The 18,416-nt window shown below is 40.4% G+C and carries 21 protein-coding genes; 8 read left to right on the forward strand and 13 right to left on the reverse strand.

Going from position 1 to position 18,416, the window contains the following annotated elements:
• Positions 1–51 precede the first annotated feature (51 nt).
• The 4 genes from ACU6U9_RS21120 to ACU6U9_RS21135 are packed head-to-tail and all read right to left on the reverse strand — an operon-like array spanning position 52 to position 3,161.
• Positions 52–1,635, reverse strand: a complete 1,584-nt coding sequence (locus ACU6U9_RS21120; protein WP_446736930.1) for a cryptochrome/photolyase family protein — start codon at positions 1,633–1,635, stop codon at positions 52–54.
• Entirely contained in the window at positions 1,632–1,808 is a 177-nt protein-coding gene (locus ACU6U9_RS21125) for a DUF2256 domain-containing protein (RefSeq protein ID WP_446736931.1), read from the reverse strand. Before ACU6U9_RS21125 ends, ACU6U9_RS21120 begins: the two co-directional genes overlap by 4 nt.
• Entirely contained in the window at positions 1,805–2,698 is an 894-nt protein-coding gene (locus ACU6U9_RS21130; RefSeq protein ID WP_446736932.1) for a DASH family cryptochrome, read from the reverse strand. Before ACU6U9_RS21130 ends, ACU6U9_RS21125 begins: the two co-directional genes overlap by 4 nt.
• Complete coding sequence (locus ACU6U9_RS21135) at positions 2,667–3,161, reverse strand: deoxyribodipyrimidine photo-lyase (protein WP_446736933.1); 495 nt, start codon at positions 3,159–3,161, stop codon at positions 2,667–2,669. Before ACU6U9_RS21135 ends, ACU6U9_RS21130 begins: the two co-directional genes overlap by 32 nt.
• A gap of 183 nt (positions 3,162–3,344) precedes the next feature.
• On the opposite strand from ACU6U9_RS21135, the gene ACU6U9_RS21140 reads away from it, so the two are divergent.
• Positions 3,345–3,518 carry a DUF6435 family protein gene (locus ACU6U9_RS21140; protein ID WP_446736934.1) on the forward strand — a complete coding sequence of 58 codons (174 nt, stop codon included), beginning with the start codon at positions 3,345–3,347 and terminating at the stop codon, positions 3,516–3,518.
• Positions 3,519–3,558: 40 nt separating this feature from the next.
• On the opposite strand, the gene ACU6U9_RS21145 is transcribed toward ACU6U9_RS21140, so the two are convergent.
• The 7 genes from ACU6U9_RS21145 to ACU6U9_RS21175 all read right to left on the reverse strand — a co-directional run bounded on the left by ACU6U9_RS21145 (position 3,559) and on the right by ACU6U9_RS21175 (position 7,556).
• Positions 3,559–4,122, reverse strand: coding sequence for a hypothetical protein (locus tag ACU6U9_RS21145; RefSeq protein ID WP_446736935.1), 564 nt, complete (start codon positions 4,120–4,122; stop codon positions 3,559–3,561).
• A 9-nt stretch (positions 4,123–4,131) separates the two neighbouring features.
• On the reverse strand, positions 4,132–4,503 hold the full coding sequence (locus ACU6U9_RS21150; protein ID WP_446736936.1) for a VOC family protein: 372 nt from the start codon (positions 4,501–4,503) through the stop codon (positions 4,132–4,134).
• A gap of 83 nt (positions 4,504–4,586) precedes the next feature.
• Entirely contained in the window at positions 4,587–5,036 is a 450-nt protein-coding gene (locus ACU6U9_RS21155; RefSeq protein WP_446736937.1) for a GNAT family N-acetyltransferase, read from the reverse strand.
• Between the two features lie 76 nt (positions 5,037–5,112).
• On the reverse strand, positions 5,113–6,039 hold the full coding sequence (locus ACU6U9_RS21160; RefSeq protein ID WP_446736938.1) for a glutaminase: 927 nt from the start codon (positions 6,037–6,039) through the stop codon (positions 5,113–5,115).
• 180 nt (positions 6,040–6,219) lie between these two features.
• On the reverse strand, positions 6,220–6,606 hold the full coding sequence (locus ACU6U9_RS21165; protein ID WP_446736939.1) for a carboxymuconolactone decarboxylase family protein: 387 nt from the start codon (positions 6,604–6,606) through the stop codon (positions 6,220–6,222).
• A gap of 59 nt (positions 6,607–6,665) precedes the next feature.
• Complete coding sequence (locus tag ACU6U9_RS21170; protein WP_446736940.1) at positions 6,666–7,037, reverse strand: MerR family transcriptional regulator; 372 nt, start codon at positions 7,035–7,037, stop codon at positions 6,666–6,668.
• A gap of 27 nt (positions 7,038–7,064) precedes the next feature.
• Positions 7,065–7,556 (reverse strand): DUF523 domain-containing protein, encoded by a 492-nt coding sequence (locus tag ACU6U9_RS21175; RefSeq protein WP_446736941.1) that lies wholly within the window; start codon positions 7,554–7,556, stop codon positions 7,065–7,067.
• A 421-nt stretch (positions 7,557–7,977) separates the two neighbouring features.
• Here ACU6U9_RS21175 and ACU6U9_RS21180 point away from each other — a divergent pair, with 421 nt between their 5' ends.
• The gene (locus tag ACU6U9_RS21180; protein ID WP_446736942.1) at positions 7,978–8,427 is read left to right on the forward strand and encodes a type III secretion system chaperone; all 450 of its coding nucleotides are present in this window, start codon (positions 7,978–7,980) and stop codon (positions 8,425–8,427) included.
• Between the two features lie 43 nt (positions 8,428–8,470).
• A complete protein-coding gene (locus ACU6U9_RS21185) occupies positions 8,471–9,661 on the forward strand; it encodes a hypothetical protein (protein ID WP_446736943.1) in 1,191 nt (396 codons plus the stop codon).
• 225 nt (positions 9,662–9,886) lie between these two features.
• Here ACU6U9_RS21185 and ACU6U9_RS21190 read toward each other — a convergent pair whose 3' ends face one another.
• Both ACU6U9_RS21190 and ACU6U9_RS21195 read right to left on the reverse strand, forming a co-directional pair.
• The gene (locus ACU6U9_RS21190) at positions 9,887–10,309 is read right to left on the reverse strand and encodes a hypothetical protein (RefSeq protein ID WP_446736944.1); all 423 of its coding nucleotides are present in this window, start codon (positions 10,307–10,309) and stop codon (positions 9,887–9,889) included.
• A 48-nt stretch (positions 10,310–10,357) separates the two neighbouring features.
• On the reverse strand, positions 10,358–11,218 hold the full coding sequence (locus ACU6U9_RS21195; protein WP_446736945.1) for a DUF817 domain-containing protein: 861 nt from the start codon (positions 11,216–11,218) through the stop codon (positions 10,358–10,360).
• Between the two features lie 294 nt (positions 11,219–11,512).
• Here ACU6U9_RS21195 and ACU6U9_RS21200 point away from each other — a divergent pair, with 294 nt between their 5' ends.
• The 5 genes from ACU6U9_RS21200 to ACU6U9_RS21220 all read left to right on the forward strand — a co-directional run bounded on the left by ACU6U9_RS21200 (position 11,513) and on the right by ACU6U9_RS21220 (position 18,387).
• On the forward strand, positions 11,513–12,898 hold the full coding sequence (locus ACU6U9_RS21200) for an MFS transporter (protein WP_446736946.1): 1,386 nt from the start codon (positions 11,513–11,515) through the stop codon (positions 12,896–12,898).
• A gap of 153 nt (positions 12,899–13,051) precedes the next feature.
• Positions 13,052–13,210: a hypothetical protein gene (locus ACU6U9_RS21205; RefSeq protein WP_446736947.1), complete on the forward strand. Its 159-nt coding sequence runs from the start codon at positions 13,052–13,054 to the stop codon at positions 13,208–13,210.
• Positions 13,211–13,730: 520 nt separating this feature from the next.
• The gene (locus ACU6U9_RS21210) at positions 13,731–15,383 is read left to right on the forward strand and encodes an acyl-CoA carboxylase subunit beta (RefSeq protein ID WP_446736948.1); all 1,653 of its coding nucleotides are present in this window, start codon (positions 13,731–13,733) and stop codon (positions 15,381–15,383) included.
• Positions 15,384–15,506: 123 nt separating this feature from the next.
• Positions 15,507–17,723, forward strand: a complete 2,217-nt coding sequence (locus ACU6U9_RS21215; protein ID WP_446736949.1) for an ATP-binding protein — start codon at positions 15,507–15,509, stop codon at positions 17,721–17,723.
• Positions 17,683–18,387 carry an acetyl-CoA carboxylase biotin carboxyl carrier protein gene (locus tag ACU6U9_RS21220; RefSeq protein ID WP_446736950.1) on the forward strand — a complete coding sequence of 235 codons (705 nt, stop codon included), beginning with the start codon at positions 17,683–17,685 and terminating at the stop codon, positions 18,385–18,387. The genes ACU6U9_RS21215 and ACU6U9_RS21220 overlap by 41 nt, the downstream gene beginning before the upstream one ends.
• Positions 18,388–18,416 lie beyond the last annotated feature (29 nt).

Raw genomic sequence — 18,416 nt, forward strand, 5'->3', positions numbered from 1 at the left:
CGTCTACGTGTGATCATCGAATAATTAACTCTTAGAGCAGAATTGCTTTTATCAGAGGTTTTCGAGATTGCTAAGACATGTATTGGCATGATCTAAAATAGCATCACGTTGTGAAGCGTCTTTTTTCAACCAATTGGCATACACCATTTTGTTTCTTGGGTTTGAAGCAAAATCATCGTGATGGGCCTGCATGAATCGCCAGTACATTGAATTTAATGGGCAGGCTGATGCACCGGTGACTTGCGTAACGTTATATCGGCAATCGCCACAATAATCGCTCATTTTTTTTACATAATTACCACTTGCTGCATAGGCTTTAGAGCCCACAATACCGCCATCTGCAAACTGGCTCATGCCTCGAGTATTCGGCATTTCAACCCATTCGATCGCATCAATATAAATACCTAAATACCACTCATCGACTTGATTTGGTTCAATGCCCGCTAACAAACAAAAGTTACCCGTGATCATTAAACGCTGAATATGATGCGCATAAGCAAATTCTAATGATTGCGTAATTGCATGTTTAAGGCAGTTCATATGAGTTTTACCATTCCAAAACCAGATTGGTAAGTTGCGTTCAGCTGATAACGCATTAAGCGACGCGTATTCAGGCATATTGGCCCAATACACACCACGCACAAATTCACGCCAACCGAGTATTTGACGTACAAAGCCTTCGATTTGAGCAAGCGTAATGATTTGTTTATTTTTCTCATAATGAGAAATTGCATATTGTATGACGTACATAGGGGTAATCATTTTACTGTTTAATGCAAATGACAATCGAGAATGGAATAAGCTCCACTGTTTTTGTTCGCCCTCTTTGCCTTGGTTTTGATCCAGCAACCCGGTCATTGCATCTTGAAACTGACCAAAACGTGGCAAACATTCTTTGCAAAAAAATGCGAGTAATTCGATAGATTGCTGACGATTCACTGGCCATAACAAATCAGATGTCTCAACACCGATGGTTTTAATGCCGTGGCGCTTAATACGAGCAACAATATCACTGACATCATTTGCAAACATCAGAGGCTTAGGCACACTTGCAAAATCATTGGGTTTTAGTTTATTACGGTTGTCAGCATCAAAGTTCCATTGCCCTCCTACAGGCTGATCTCCATCCATCAAAATATTAAAGCGCTTACGCATCTTACGATAAAACGCTTCCATTCTATGGCGTTTGCCGCGGGTAAAGTCCCCTTGGCATGTTTGTTCGTTTAAATAAAAGTGTTCGGTTTCATAAACTGTGCATTCTATTGACTGCTGTGAGCAGAAGGATGCCAATTGCTCTCGTAACCGGTATTCATCCGGTAATTGGTATTCAAATTGTGTAATCCCATATTGAATGACCATAGACTCAATTAAGTCTGGTAAAGAGGCGTATGGCTGAGTTTGATCCAAATCTAAATACTCAACATTATGACCCGCCTGACGCAGTGCGTTTGCAAACTGACCCATTGCACAAAAAAACGCACTGATTTTTTGTATATGGTGCGGTACATAGCGGGCTTCTTGATGTAACTCGGCTATGACATAAAGTACATCTCCCTCTTTTGATTGAAACCAAGAATGCTGAGCATTAAGTTGGTCACCCAAGATTAATCGAAGCGTTTGATAGGATGATTTCATAGATTGATAGGGTCGCTGTGATGTTGATGTGGTCGAATAATAGCCCTTTGCCCTGCACATCGTTTTGAGCAATATTTTACTTGTTGCCAGTCACGAGCCCATTTTTTACGCCAATTAAAAGGGCGTTCACAGACCACACAAATTTTTGAGGGCAAGTTAGCTTTGTTTTTCATAATATAGGCCAATCGGCTGCGTCTACAGAATCAATCGGCACGGTATTTTGTCCGCCCCATTTTTTTACAAAGTCACCATTAGGGTCATACATTTGAGTTTGTTTATTTAAATTAAAATGGCGACCACCTCTTGGGTCAACACCCACGCCCGCAATGTATTGCCAATTCCCCCAGTTTGATGCCACGTCATAATCAATGAGTTGTTGCTGAAAATAGGCCGCGCCAAAACGCCAATCAACGGATAGTTCATTAACCAAACAACTGGCTACAATTTGTCTGCCACGATTTGATATATACCCCGTTGCATTTAATTGACGCATACAAGCATTCACCAACGGATAAGGCGTACTACCTTGGCACCATTTAGTAAATCGTTCGCTGTAATAACTGGTTAATGGTTTTTCGTTAGCATGCCCTTGAAACATAAAAAACTGACGACTTTTTTGCAGCAATAACCATTGAAAATACTCGCGCCACAATAATTCAAACCCAATCCAATAGGTTGATTCGTTTTTACCGTTTTGTGCTTCGTAGCGCTTTAAATACTGCCAAATTTTCCGTGGGCAGAGGTTCCCCAAAGCTAAGTAAGGACTCAATTTTGTAGATGATGCCCAACCGTCTAATGCATTACGAGTCTGTTTATAGCGCATAGCCGCATCGGTACTAAAGTAATCATGCAAATGCCTAATCGCGTTATGTTCACCACCGAAAAAGGTATTAGCCTGCACCTCTTTATTGTTATTGAATTTAAACCGTTGTGTATATTGATTAAGTCTTTGTTCAAAATTCAGCGGGATCTGATCAACTAAACTATCTGTTATTATTGCTGGCCATGATATTGGTCCACATTTTATTGTTTCAACAACGGGTATATCGTGTTGTTTCAACATACTGCCTAAACCGAGAAAACGATGACATGGGCATATCATCCATCATCGAATCTTCATTAAACAGCGTAGTGTGCCATTGTGATTGCACATCAAGACTAGGACAGCCATGACGAATTTTGCGTACCGCTTGTTGCTCATACCAGCCCACTTGGTTTGCGACACCTAGGCAGTCAATATTATTGCGTTGAATGACATTCTGTATTTGTTCACTGGGGTCACCTTCAAGTAGCCATAAGTGATGACCCTTATTGATAAGCTGTTGATTAAGATCCCTTAGAGATTGACATAAAAATAACCAACGCTGTAGACCAATGGACTTATGCTGATAGTTACGCGGCTCAAACCAAGTTGGGTCGATCACATAAACAAATGCCATGTGTTTGCTTGAGCCCAATAGCGCATTGAGCAATTTGTTATCGCTTAAGCGCAGATCCTGTGTGAACCAATAAACGGCTTTATTCATAAACATCTCTTAAACCATGGGCTATGATGATTTCATGTCTGCCGTTATTACGGCTATCTAGCAGATTTGGTTCATTTAGAGCATCCGTAAGTATCGCTAATATGCCAATTAAGACTAACAGTCGTGAATCTAAAACGTAAATAGCGACGTAAAAGCATAAAACTCATCATTAAAGGCCATCAAATGTTTTCATTATTCAAGCAAGATCCCGTTAAAAAGCTAAAAAAAGCCTATATGACAAAGCTAGAACAAGCCATGAATGCACAAAGAAACGGTGATATTAAAGCCTACTCGTTGATTACAAGTGAGGCTGAAGCAATTCGTGAAGAAATTGAGAGAATGGAATCTTCAAAATAAAAGGTTATGATGGTTCATATAAGCATTGAAGGCTGGTAGCTTAAAAATCTTTTTTTAACACAAAGCGAATGAAATTTGACTCATTCTCAACTTCAAAATACAGGTTGGCATCTTGCAGATGAATAAGCGTTAGCCATTGTTGGCTACTCATGAGTATTTTTAGCTTTCCGTTTTTATCCAATTTGACGCTCTCGGGGCCTAATTCTTTAGGAATCCGCATGTCTTTAATAGAAGCGCTACGAAAATTCAAAACAATGCTATCGCCTTCATCGGGATTAAAATCCTTTATGGTATCCACTGTGTTTAAATCAGCAGCATCAATCATAAATTGATCCGCACCTAAACCGCCATATAAGATATCAGCACCAGCACCGCCGTATATAGTATCGTCCCCTTTTCCGCCATAAATCTCATCGCCTAATGATGTACCATATAATTCATCATCACTGCTTGTACCACGAATCACCTGTGATAATTCATCACCCGTGGTACTAGCCGTTAGTAATAAACACGCTAGAAATAATAAAATAGCTATTATTTTACAATTAACAAGACGTAAAAGCGCAGTCCAATTTTTATGTTGTATTAAGACAGTGTCACCCATAGAAATGACTTAAGCCTCCCACGGGGAACAGATGTCTACGAGGCAACCATTAGGGTCTTTGGCTAAAAAACGGCGCTGACCATAAAATTCATTTTTAGGGGCTTGTATGATGGTTAATCCCATTTTGAGTGCTTTTTCATAAATGGTATCAACATTATCAACAACAAACGTAACATACATACCCGTTGGTGAAGTTTGGTATTCTTTAGGCACAAGTTCATGATCACGTTGAATAATGCCATATTCAATTTCGGAGTCTTCAGGTGAACATAACTGTACATACCAATCACTATCATATTTAACGGTGAATCCAAGCAGTTCAACATAAAATGCTTTGCTTTTTTGTAAGTCATCTGAACATATGTTCGTTAAAATTCGCATAATCGTCCTTTATTATTGACTCGTTATTAAACAGATGTATTGTTTACTCACATTTAAACATCATCATTGTTAATCGAATGTTATTAAAGCTCGGCCGATAACCAGACCTTATCAAGGCAACGTATTCCATTTTCATAAATAGGTTCTGGGTATGGCTTAAAAAAATCAGGTTCAATATGATCCATTCTAAAGCCGCATTTTTGATAAAGCGCTAATTGCGACAGACTTGAATTACCCGTCCCAACCTCTATACGCTTAGCCCCAAGTTCTTTTGCAATTCGTTTTACATCCGCAATTATTTGCTTAGCAATACCCTTTCCTTGATGGTGATCAGCAACGACAATATTTTTAAGCTCAAATGTATTTTTCAATGTACTCAGTACTGCAATGCCAATGCACAATTGGTCATCACTACACACTAAGATAATTGAGTGACGTAAGTATGACAATACTTCCGATTTATCTGGGTCTGCTGTTAAAAGCAAGGCCATCATTTGTTCGGTGGGCATATGATGATATCGCTGGATATTCACAAAAGGCTCTCCTTAAGTATTATTATGCCCTTTATCTTTAGTACTTTTATAAGTGCTTTTATTTAACCAGTCAGCATTAAAAAATAGACGATTGCGTTTTAGTAGTAACCGCTTCAAGTACCCTCATGCCCTTATAAGAATTACCGTTGGCATTAAGCTTAGGGCTCCAAACTGCAATACAAAATTGCCCTGGATGAATGGCAACAATACCACCACCTACGCCACTTTTTCCCGGTAAACCGGTTTTAAATGCAAACTCACCTGCTTCGTCATAAAAACCGCACATCTGCATGACTGAATTTATTCTTTTCGACCGCTCTTGACTAATAATAACGTCATTCGTTATAGGGTTTACACCACCTGATGCAAGAAAAAGAAACGTTTGTGTCAGTTCTTTACACGTCATTTCGATAGAACACAAATGAAAATATAAATCCAAAACCACGTCTACATCGTTATGAATATTACCAAAACTTTTCATAAAGTTACCAAGGGCATAGTTCCGATAACCTGTTTTTTTCTCTGAATCCGCTATTTTTAGCGAGTAATCGATGCTATTGATACCCGATGTAGTACGAATAAATTCAAGCAGTTCTCGCTTTGGGTTTTTTAAACACGTTACCAAAATATCACAAATAACAATAGCGCCTGCATTAATGAACGGATTACGCGGAATCCCTTTTTCATACTCAAGCTGTACTAAGGAATTAAAAGCAGAGCCTGATGGTTCAACGCCTACGCGCTCCCATAGGTCTTTACCCATAATTTTTAAAGCTAATGTCAGCGATAATACTTTTGCGATACTTTGAATTGAAAATTTCTCATCCGCATCACCAAATGTATATTCTTGCTGACCAACGGTTGTAAGGTGAATACCCAATTTTGAAGGATCCACTTTACCTAGCTCAGGGATGTACGCCGCCACGGCACCAAAATCATCGGCATCATCAAACTCAGATGCTATTTCAAGAAAAATTTTTTGGTAATCAATCGTATTGGTCATGTATTCTGGCCCAAAGAGTGTCTATATAAGGTTGGATTACGTCACACTATAAACTAGAAGATTAGCATATTTGGCCGCTAATAAGAGGCCAAATACCATAACTAAAAAGAAGGAAATCAATGAAAATACTCTTTTGTGTCATACACTCTAGATTCACACTCGCTTAGCAATGCTTGTTTATTAGCCGTTAATCACACCGCGTGCAATAAACACCTCTTTTGCAACAAACATAGCATTTATACAAGCAGGGAAACCGGCATAAAGAGCGATCTGTATGATGGTTTCAGTGATTTCTTGCGGTTGGCAACCAACGTTCAAAGCCCCATTAATATGCACATTGAGTTGTGGCTGACAGCTGCCTAATGCCGTTAAGGCCGCTACCGTTGCTAACTCCCTGCTTTTTAAATCAAGTCCTGGACGTTGATATATTTCCCCAAACCCAAATTCGATGATCATTTTTGCTAAATCAGGTGAAATCGTCTCTAAACTTTCAATGACTTTTTGACCAGCTTCGCCGTCAATTTCATTCAGTTTATTCATACCTAATTCAAAGCGTTGGTTGTTCATAAAGACTCCTGTGTCGATAATTTTATTTCGCACAGCAACCTTACTACTTAGAGTTCACTCTAAGTCAAGCAACTATTTTCCTGCAAAACACGTCTATAGTATTCAATTTTCTCTTCTAAACGTTTAAGGTGGCCTGACTCCTGTTCTATTTTATCTTTTAAGCACTTTGCGTGGCTTTCTAGTATTTTCATTCGGTGTTCATTAGTCGTATCACCCTGAGCTCTAAAGTCAGCATATTCATGAATGATTTCAAGCGGCATTGCTGTGTCTTTAAGCCGCTTAACAAAGTGAATCCATTCAATGTCTTTATGTGTAAAGCTTCGATGACCACTCGAATTCCGGCGTATATTTTTTAACAACCCGATTTTTTCGTAATAACGGATAGTGTGTGCAGATATATCTACGGCTTCTGAAAACTGTTTTATATTCATATTCTCTCAACAACTAACACATAAGCATTAAAGTAATTCTCCGTGTAACGCAGCATTCGCACTGACAACATTGTGCTGATTGAAAACCAAAATACCATGTTTTTTCAGCAATGCAGCGGTCACTCCAACTCCATCCAGTTTTTTGTTTGTGAAGCTACCATCATATATGGCTGTACTGCCACAAGATGGACTATTATCAGTCAACACTGCCACTTTGATGTTATGTTTTTGACATAATGCTAAGGCTATTTCAGCTCCTTTTTTAAAATATTCAGTTACATCTGTGCCTGTACTCTCTACAACTGAAGCGGTACTTTTCCAAACCGCATGACCATCCCCTTTTAATATTTCTGCTGATGCTCTGGGTATACTCATACCAGCATCAACTTCAGGGCACACTGATACTACTCGGCCTTCCGCGATCCACTCATCAAAAATATTGATAGAAACGGATAATGCATTGCCGTCATAACGGACTTTATTGCCCAATAGGCAAGCACTTATAAGAACGCGTTCCATTTTACCACCCCAACTTACTCGTAATAAAAGCCTGCTATATGTCGTTAATGATATTAACAATCGCAACTTTTATATATTTATCGATACACAACCGCCAACCACTAAAGCACTTATACAATAATAAAATATAGTTAAACCGAAGTCAGCCTCACCTTAAAGCAGCTGCAAATCGACAATATCACTTGTCTTAGGCCATAAATACACTCAAAACTAGATTACACATTAATTATATTTATTTATGAAACTTTATTTGTATCCGTGTCACCTATGGTTAATGCGATCTAATTACAAAATAAAGTAACTAATCATATTTTAAAGACCAGACCCAATAATCACTTATGAAAATCAGTCTCTTCTATAAATATGAAATTTACTTTTATCAGTATTTTACATGGTAAATATCCATCATAAGGACCTTAACTTGTCGAACAAAAAACAAACTGTAAAACTATGGCTTGAGAATATATTACAAACCACAAATGGCATACATTTTAATGAAAATGGCCATTATTTTATTCAACATGACTGTGGTACTGAAGTTCGTATTTCATCTTATGAGAATGATCCATTTGTATACCTATATGGTGTCCTATGCCAGCTCCATTCATCATCAAATGTTTTATTACAACGAGCTCTTGAACATAATTTATTTCTCGAAAATACGAAAGGCGCCACGCTCGCAATTGATAAAGCCAATAATTGCCTTGTATTGAATTATCGAGAAGAAATTTCACGATTAGATAAAACACTTTTTGAAAATATTATCATCAATTATGTTGATACGTTAAATGAACTGGAGTCCCTGACAGACTCAGCTTGTGATACTGATCAAAATAAAGCGCCTACCATGCAATCTTTTTTGCGCGTGTAGACAATAATAGTACTAAAAAAACAAATATTATGAGGAATTCAATATGCCAGGTCCAGGCTCTGTTACAGGTGGCTCTACTGCTCAAATTCAACCACCCATTCAAGGGGGAAATAACCAAGCTAATTTAAGAGCTTCAAATCCACAACCCAATTTAGCAAACGGCTCGACACCTGAACATCGGTCATTAAGCTTTGTCTCACCGTCTTCAAAGTCAGGGATAAACACAGAGACTAGAGCATTAACACTTGAGGCAACAACCGCAGCTCGAGGCATGTTTTACAACCCGTCTGATACTCTTAAACATGAGCTATCGTCAGCGGCCGTAGTACTTCAAACATTATATGCGGGCTTAGATACAACGTTACAACAAACATTAGGTACAAGAATATTAGGAAACCAAGGGTTGATGAGTGGAAAAACCATTCAAGATTTAGGTAATACATTAGATAGACTTGTAGCGGGTACGGATACCGCAACCGATCGTATATCACTTGTTGCATTGATGGGTGATATTGGCGCCTTGCTTGCAGATACAGGTGCAACCACTGGCGTAGAAGGTAGATCAGAAAGCAGTGCAGATGAATTAAGGAGTATTTTACAAAATAATATCTCAGGTTTATCCACTGAAAATGTAGATAAAATGAAGGCACTCGGCGATTCAAAGGTTGTTGGTCCAAATAAAAGTAATGAGCGTGTAAGAACATCTGGTGATTTAGTTGGCAGACAAGGCTTACATGGTTTAGGGGCTTTAGCAGATGAAACCCTAGGAGTGAGTGAAGACGATGCTATCCCTGTGGTCAGCTGGCAAGAAGCCAGTATTTCTACCGAAAAAGTCACCAATACGACGGAACCCTTAGCTGGCCATATGTCGGGGTCACCATCAGAAGTTCTTATGGTTTGGGATGCATTACTAGGAGATGCGCACCCGTATACAGGTGCGCATGAAGCCACTGAGGCAGCACAAGCGTCAGGATTCACTCAAGTAGTATCATTTCATGATGAGTCAGTTGGTGATAGTAAAGGCGCCCGGTTAGCTGCAACAACTGCGATGTTGGTAGCAATTGGTTTTCATAGCCCAGTTGAAAACATAGAAAGTGCTCTTAAATATACAGGCCAAAATCCTAGACCCGTATTAATTGAAGGTGAGTTAGATGATGCGTCTAATTCTTTAGGCCATGGTGCCGCAACTACATTATTTACAGAGCTATATGAAAGTTATACAGCGGATGAATAATCAATATTGATCGTCACTTAATTGACCTCAAGCTGATCAAAATATGGTTTGTCAGCTTGAGGGGATCCGTTATGAACTATATTAATTATAATCATTCAGATCAAAATACTTCTATTTATTGGGCTAGCCATTAATTATATCCAACCCAATTTATTGCATCGATGTTTAAAGGTTACGCTAAAATTTAAATATAACGAACAAACATAAATTTTATGACGCAGCCCATCAAACAATAAGCCCCATTAAATGAACAAAACCAATCACCAAACAAATAATAGAGCTCCAAATCCAAAAAGTTGTGCTATTTTGTTTTACTTGAGGGTGATTTGTTATAAATGGAGCAATTATGCCTCCTATGCCTCGGCATAAATAAATAGCCGTAACCGCAGGTAACACAAACGAGACGAAAGGCATTCGCGGTAATAACCCTGCACTCGACCATGCATAACACCCCCAAACCGCTAACACAACCGTAATACCAAGCGTTATAACGGTTGGTTTCATTGAGCCACTTTCTGCCATTGTAGCCATTGACTCCCCTGCACCAAAAAATCGATACCAACTTGGGCCGCCAATAACCACACCAACATGCAAAGCCGCTGCTAAAAAATTAAGCGAGCCCGCTATGATCAAGAAATTAAAATTCATAAACGCATCCTTTTTATCACCATGTCATGACAACCATTTAACATAATATCAATTCACATTTTTATTAGCGTTAGGAGGCACAACATTATTTATTAATGACACCAATACGAAACTTAACAGCATAAGCAAAAACCATGAACTCAGCTTTTCTATTGGAACCATATGCCACTGAGTCGCTTGATTAGGGTAAATCCAAATATTGGTATACGTTGCAATATTTTCAGCAAACCAAATAAACAAGGCAACAAGAAACCAGCCAAGTAAAATAGGCATCCTACGGTGTGTCTGTATAATTTTATAATAAACAGTGGTTCGGTAGAACAATAACACAGTGAAACCCAACAGAATCCATCTAAAGTCCCAAATATAATGATGCGTAAAAAAGTTTATATATATTAAGCTGACCAAAATAATACTGGCTATCTTTGGTGGATAATATGAATATTCAAACTCAAATATTCGCCAAGTACGCGCAATATAACTGCCCACTGCGCTATACATAAAACCAGTGAAGAGCGGCACATTGCCAATACCAAAGAAATATTCCTCTGGGTAAAGCCATGAACCAATGGAATCTGATGTTTTAAAGAGCTCCATTATCGTTGCCACGATATGAAACACGATAATCACAAATGACTCTCTTATTGTTTCAAGTTTAAAAACCAACAAAAATACTTGAAACGCAATCGCCGATAAAAAGATAAAGTCATAACGATGGATACTTTCTAAAGGATACCAAACGCTCGTAATAATCATTACAGCTAATAAAAAACCACCAAATATACTGGCATATGCTTGCTTTAACCCAAACAGCCAAAATTCGTGGATAAACACTTTTATACTCAAACTTAACACCTCGTGAATGATAATGGCCAGTGCGACACCTTGTGATGATGAAATTAATATCATCAATAAATCGGTAAGCCCCCTAATACAAAAAATTAGCAACTGACTGAAGGTTTTTTATATACTCACAGGCAGGCGACCTCTCTGCCGAATGTAAAACCCTGACTGCCCTCAATCATATTATTGACTAGACCTCTGAAAATTGAGGTAAAGTTTACGTTGATCTCACTCATTTATATATAACGCCACTATTGTGTATAAAAACCCGTCATTCAATTGCTCAATTTTCTGGATCTCTGCTGTGTCTGCCTTATACTAAGCCCACGTGATTCATTTCTTAAGACTGCCTGGTACTTCATGATTCGTTCTCTTACCCCGCTTGCAGCACTGCTAATTTCTGACGCCTTTGTCCTGCTGGGTCACGGTTTACTGCTAACGTTATTACCGATTTATGCAAATCAATTAGGGTTTTCTGATTTTCAAGTGGGTTTAACTGGCTCAAGTTATTTTGTCGGGTTTGTTGCTGGCTGCCTAATGACGCCTTTTGTATTAAAACGAGTCGGTCATATTCGTACTTTTGCCGTGCTTGCTTCAGGTTATACCGTATTTATTTTACTTTTTGCTTGGAGTCAAAGCTTTATTGGATGGATGCTCCTTCGCTTTATGATCGGAGCCATGGTCGCAGGTATTTATATGATCATTGAAAGCTGGCTAAACGAACGCGCCGCTTCAAAAAATCGTGGGGCGATCCTCTCATTTTACGCCATGATGAACTTAGTCATGATTACCCTTGCCCAACAACTATTAAATTTAGGCAATGTAGACACATTACTGCTGTTTGCTTTGGCGGGGATTTTCCTATCGCTCTCAGTGATTCCTGTATCTTTGACGCTATCACTGGCACCAACCCCCATTAAAAAAGTGAGCGTCGATTTCGCCAAAGTTTGGAGGCACTCTCACATTGGCATAATCGGCTCCATTTTCACGGGCCTCATCACTGGTTCGTTTTGGGCATTGGCCCCCATTTATGCAAATGACAGCGGCTTCACTACATTTCAGTTAGCGAATTTCATGTCGGCCGTGGTATTTGGTGGTGCATTGTTCCAAATTCCACTGGGCCGATTTTCCGACAAATTTGACCGACGCTTAATTTTAATTTTCATCGCATTGGCCGGAGCGATTATTTCCTTTATTACCTTCATTGCATCGTTTCAAGATGCCTATGCTGGCACCACCTCAACTGCACTGGCATTTATGTGGGGCGCCTTCAGCATGACCATGTACGCAATCTGTTTAGCCCATGCCAACGACAATGCAGATAGCTCTGACTTTGTTGATATTGGCAGCGCCATGCTTATTACCTATGGCATGAGTTCAGCCATCGGTGCCCCTATTGCGTCTGCTTTTATGAGCATTTTTGGTCATCAATATTTGTTTGTATTTATGGGCGGCAGCTTTACACTCTTTTGCGTTATTTTGATTGCTCGTCGTAAATCCCATGTACTACCCGCCATGGCACAAAACAACGAAGAGTTCCAAGCCGTTGCTGGCATGACCACACCAGAAGCTTACAATCTTGACCCTCGCGCTGAAGAAACAGACGAAGCCGTACCTGAAAGCGAACTAAAACGAGAATGGGCCGATGTTGATATGGATTATCATGACATCATCGATAACCACACAGCGCAAAGCGCTGATCCCTGCGATGAATCAAAATCAGACAAAGATGGCGAAATTAAATAGATAAATGAGAAGGCTGCTGACGTAACTTAGTCACACCAAGCCTTCACTCAAAATATTGTCTAATTAGACCCATTATTTTGCCTTTTCCCATATTGAGTTTTACTCGATACACGCCGTATGCTGAAACCACACCATTTGGTAGCTGAGGCGTTCATGATTAAATTACAACTTATTATAGCTTGCGGCGTTATCTTCGCTGCCGGACTAACATGGCAACTATCATCTGATGCTCAGTTAAAATCAGGCCAACATGCAAAAGCCTCTATTGAACAACCTTCCAACAAGTTACTGCCCAATGCAGGTAACAGCTAACTCAGTCACATTCAAACATAATTAAAAGGCTCACTAGATCAGTTAGCGGGCCAATCTTATATTTATACACCTGATAATTAACGACGGTCTTGTCCTAAACACTCTTACGTTAATCTTGTCTTAAATGTTTTAGTTCCCATCACTTCCAACCCTCACTCATCATTTTATGAGCTTATATCTTTGTCATTTTTCACTGTACACAATCAATTGTGATGATTTATGTCTATTTCTTTAGGGCATATAGGTGACTAGAGTGAGCGATAATGTCTATTTATATTTAACTTTTTTGTGAGCCATTTACTCTAATACTAGAGTTAAACCCTTATATTAAGCGAGTAGAGGAACATTTATGCTAATTTAGAAGGGAGATTGAGCTATTCACTTACTAGACATTCCCTTATATGATCCATGCCAATTTATAAGAACCATAATTGACGAACCGGCCCCGCTCGAACACAGTATGGATTATTCCAATCGAGTTTTACCTGTTTGTCAGCCCATTTTTAGGTGATACCGCCACATGACAAAACCCACCACAGCCACACTAACTAACCCGTTCGCTAATGCTCAGGAAGTGGAGTTTAGTATTCCAGGCCAAGCCAGCTATGAACCGGGCCTATATGAAGAGAGCCTAAAGAAAGGCTACGACCTAATTAACCGTCCAAAAACCGCTCCCGGTGTCGATGCCATCACCCGACAGCACAGTAAAAACCGCATGACCATTTGGGAGCGTATTTCAGTTTTAACCGACGAAGACCCACAAGTTCTGTTTCAAAACTGGGGTAAAAACTTAGACGGTGCAGGCATTGTCACCGCTGTGGTCAAAATTAACGGCCGCGATGTTGCTCTATACGGCCATGACTTCACCATTCGTGCGGGCTCGATGGATGCCACCAACGGTAAAAAGCTCGCTCGCTTATTTGAGCTAGCCGGTAAACGCCGTATCCCATTAGTGGGTTTAAACGACAGCGCCGGTGCTTATGTGCCTGCCGGTGTTGGTGGCCTTGATGGTTATGCTGAAGCGTTTACGGCACTGCGTAAAATTTCGGGCGTGGTCCCTTCAATTATGTGTATGTTTGGTTTTAACGCGGGTGGCGGTTCGTATTTACCGCGCCAAGGCAGCTTTATGATTCAACCTAACGATACGTTTTTTGGTTTAACCGGCACCGGTGTTGTTAAGAGCGTATTAGGTGAAGACGTCACCCCTGACGAGTTAGGTGGGCCAGGTGTACACAGCCAAAGTGGCGTCACCGATTTTGTCGTAAAAGACGAAGTAGCGGCACTTAAAAAAGTAAAACGTTTATTAAACTACCTACCCGATAACAACAGCGAGTTTGCACCTTACCAAGAAACCTCTGACCCCATTGATCGTAAAACATGGGACATCGATATTCTGTTGAAAAAAGCCTTCAACAGCCCAAGCGGTTTTAATACTCCATTGGATGTCAGCATTATCATTCAGCAATTGTGTGATCATGGCGACTTTATGGAAGTACAACCAGACCGCGCGCGTAACACCATTTGTGCACTTGGCCGAATGGGCGGTAATGTGATTGGCTTTGTGGCAAACAATTCATCTGTGGCCTCTGGTCAAATTGATATTGCCGCAGCCTATAAAAACGCACGCTTCATTCGTTTTTGTAATCTTTACAATATCCCTGTTATTTTCATGGAAGACACCACTGGCTTCCTACCGGGAAAAGAACAAGAATCACTAGGGATTGTGCAAGCAGGCCGCGCCATGCTGGATGCGATTATAGATTTACGCACACCGCGCTTTTTATTAATTATTCGTAATGCGTTTGGCGGCGCCTATGCCTCTTACAACAACTACCCAACGGGTGCTGACTTTGTCATCGCACTGCCCACTACCCGTGCTGCCGTAATGGGCCCTGCTGGTGTGGAATTTGTTTATAAAAATGAATTACGTGCCATCCGTGGTGCCGTCAAATCGGGCGAACAAAACGCGCAATGGGGCAAAGAACAAGAAACTCTACTCGGTAAGCGTTACGAAGCTGAACTAATGAACCCTAACGAAGCATTAAGCCTTGGCAGTATTTCACAAATTGTTATGCCAAGTGACTTACGCAAAGTGTTGGGAGAAAACATGGCGTTTCATTTAAGGCATTACACACCGGAGCCGTTTAACGCCGTTCAGCGAGAGTTTTTCTAAGCCGACTAACTTGTGGGAAGGCGCTTGCGCGCGATTCCACAATAATAGATGACCATTTAGAGACGCGGTTTGTTCTCTTGTATATAAATAAATTTGTAGGCGCGAGCTAGCTCGCGAAATAATATGTCAAACGAACATTATTTAAATAACCCATTGATTCATAAAGACCGTCAATTAGGAAATGCCTTTAGCGAATGGGCGCAATCTTTTAACTGTTCAAATATTCGCCCTTTAATTATTTGCCGAGGCCCCATTCGTATTGAAGCGATGGATGTCTTTACCGAAATGGGCATTGAGCATTACGGTATTTTGTTGTCTGAAAAAGACAGCATCGTATACCAAAACGCTTTAGCACCAGAACTACGCCAGCTAACCGATCCAAGCCGTGTTCACCGCGTACCTGACTATACTGGCGCAGATAAAAACGAACGAAATATTCGTATTCAACAAATTATTAAAATAGCCAAAGACAATCACTACAACAGTATTTTTACGGGTTATGGCTTTATGGCCGAAGATGAATCCATGGTAAGCGCCATGGAAAAGGCCGGTTTAAATTTTATCGGCCCCTGCTCTAAAACCGTTCACGATGCAGGCCTTAAAGACGAAGCCAAACGGACCGCGCTAAAAGTAGGCGTAAGTGTCACGCCTGGTTTAGATAACGCGACAGCACTCACGTTACTTAAAAAATACAAAGATGAAAAAGCATTATTAGCCTTGGTTAAAAAAGAAAAGCTATCATTAGACCAAATAAAATTTGATGCATGCAAAACCTTAGAAGACAAGGCCGATGTCGTACTGACCGCAAGCTATAACAAGGGCGTTGATTTATATTCGATTGAAGAGCTGCAAGCCACTATTGCACAGCAAGTAATCGAAATTGGTAAGCAGTACCCAGCGAATCGCGTGCGCCTCAAGTGCATTGGCGGCGGCGGCGGTAAAGGCCAGCGTATTTTACCAAATCCAGCTTCATTTGAAGGTGATTTAGCGGCACAGCTTGATCAAGTGGCTAAGCTTGCGCCTTCGTTAGTATTAGAGATTCTTAACGAAGTAAAAGCCACGGGTAAGGGTGATAATAAAAATATTTTAATCGAGCTAAACATTGAAACCACCCGCCACCAAGAAATCCAAGTCATTGGTAATGGCGATTGGGCTTTGGCTTTAGGTGGCCGTGATTGCTCTTTGCAAATGCACGAGCAAAAGCTATTAGAAGTCTCCGTCATTACCGAAGACCTAGAAAACGCACTCACCTCAGCGGTAAAAGAAGGTCGTGATAGTGAAGTAGTCGTTTTAAATCAAGATATTAAAACTCTGCAAAAAATGGAAGAAGAAGCCGAACGCTTTGCACAGGCTGTTGGACTAGACAGCGTTTCAACCTTCGAATGCATTGTGGATCGCGACAAACATTTCTTTATGGAAATGAACACCCGCATCCAAGTTGAGCATCGCGTCACCGAACTGTGCTACAGCTTAAAATTCACCAATCCAGATAACGCAAACGAATACTTTGTTGTCGAAAGTCTAGTTGAAGCGATGGTGCTTTTAGCCGCTCATGGTTCACGCTTACCAAAACCCACTCGTGTATTACGTCATAATGCATCTGTTGAAGCCCGCTTAAATGCCACTAACCAAGCGTTAGCGCCCCATGCTGGTGGCGTCATTGAATACTGGAGTGACGCACAAAAAGGTGAAATTCGCGACGACCAAGGTATCAGCCTACACAACCCTGATACTGACGTATTCATGAAGTACCACCTAGCAGGCGCCTATGACTCAAACATCGCCTTGTTATTAACCGTAGGTGAAAACCGCTTAGGCACATACGATGCCATGGCAGAACTATTGCGCAGCACGGTTTTACTAGGCAAAGATTTATCCACCAACCTAGCGTTCCACTATGGCCTAGTAAATTGGTTTATTGGCAACAATATCAATGCCCGCCCAACCACTAAATTTATTGTGCCTTACTTGACTGCGGTTGGCTTATTAAAAGATCAAAGCAATGACCTTGATGTGCCCTATGCATATCAACAAATTTGTGCAAAAAAATTAGCTGAAATAAAAGACGCTGAAATAAAAGACGCTGACGAAAGAGTAAGCTTACAAAAAATTCTAGTACGTAAACAGTTATTATTGACACGCCCGATTGAACGTCTACTTGCTGAACCTCATGTGCTTTCTGGATGGCTGAGCATTCAACAGCATAATTTTGCCATTCAACCGGACAATCAAGTCATGTGGCTTGAAAACCCTATTCGCATTTTAGCCGACACCTACCATTTCTTGAACATGAACTTTAATGATCAAAGACCCAGCAGCAACCATGATATGGGATCATGATAATGACGTACTCCAAGATGCTTTAAGCTTCTATGATTCACTAGAAACCCAATTAGCCGAGCACGGTCATGAAGACCTAGACTATATTGAATTAAGTGAAATTATTAATGGCCCAGCACCAGAAGGGTTTCACGGTGACATCTGGCATCATGTACAAGCAGCACACCTAGGATACCAAGCTGGCGTTGAGATTTTTACCCTCCTGCCGTACATCGCCAACGAAACCAACTTTTACGCGTTAGATGTTAATGAAGACCTCAGCATCTATATTCCAGATGCATTGTTTGATGAAACCTTACAAAAGAATATGATGAAGGTACTTGTGCCACCGCCAACAGCAAAAGGCGATGAAATATTAGCCGCTTCTGGTGGCATGTTTTACAGTTGTGAAGCACCGGGAATGCCAGCGTTTATTCAAGAAGGCGATCACTTTGAAGCTGGCCAGCCTCTGTACATTGTTGAAGTTATGAAGATGTTCAACAAAGTAAATGCGCCGTTTGCAGGGACAATCGAAAAAGTGCTGATCAATGAAGATGGCACCATCATTAAAAAAGGCCAGCCATTATTTAAGATTGTAGCAGACGAGAAAGTGGTCATTGAAACACCGGATGAAATACAAGCTCGTCGTCGTGAGCAAACCGATGTGTTTTTGATTACCATCTAATGGACTACCAAGGAAATAACTCATGGCAT

The organism is Pseudomonas sp. HK3 (assembly GCF_052920985.1).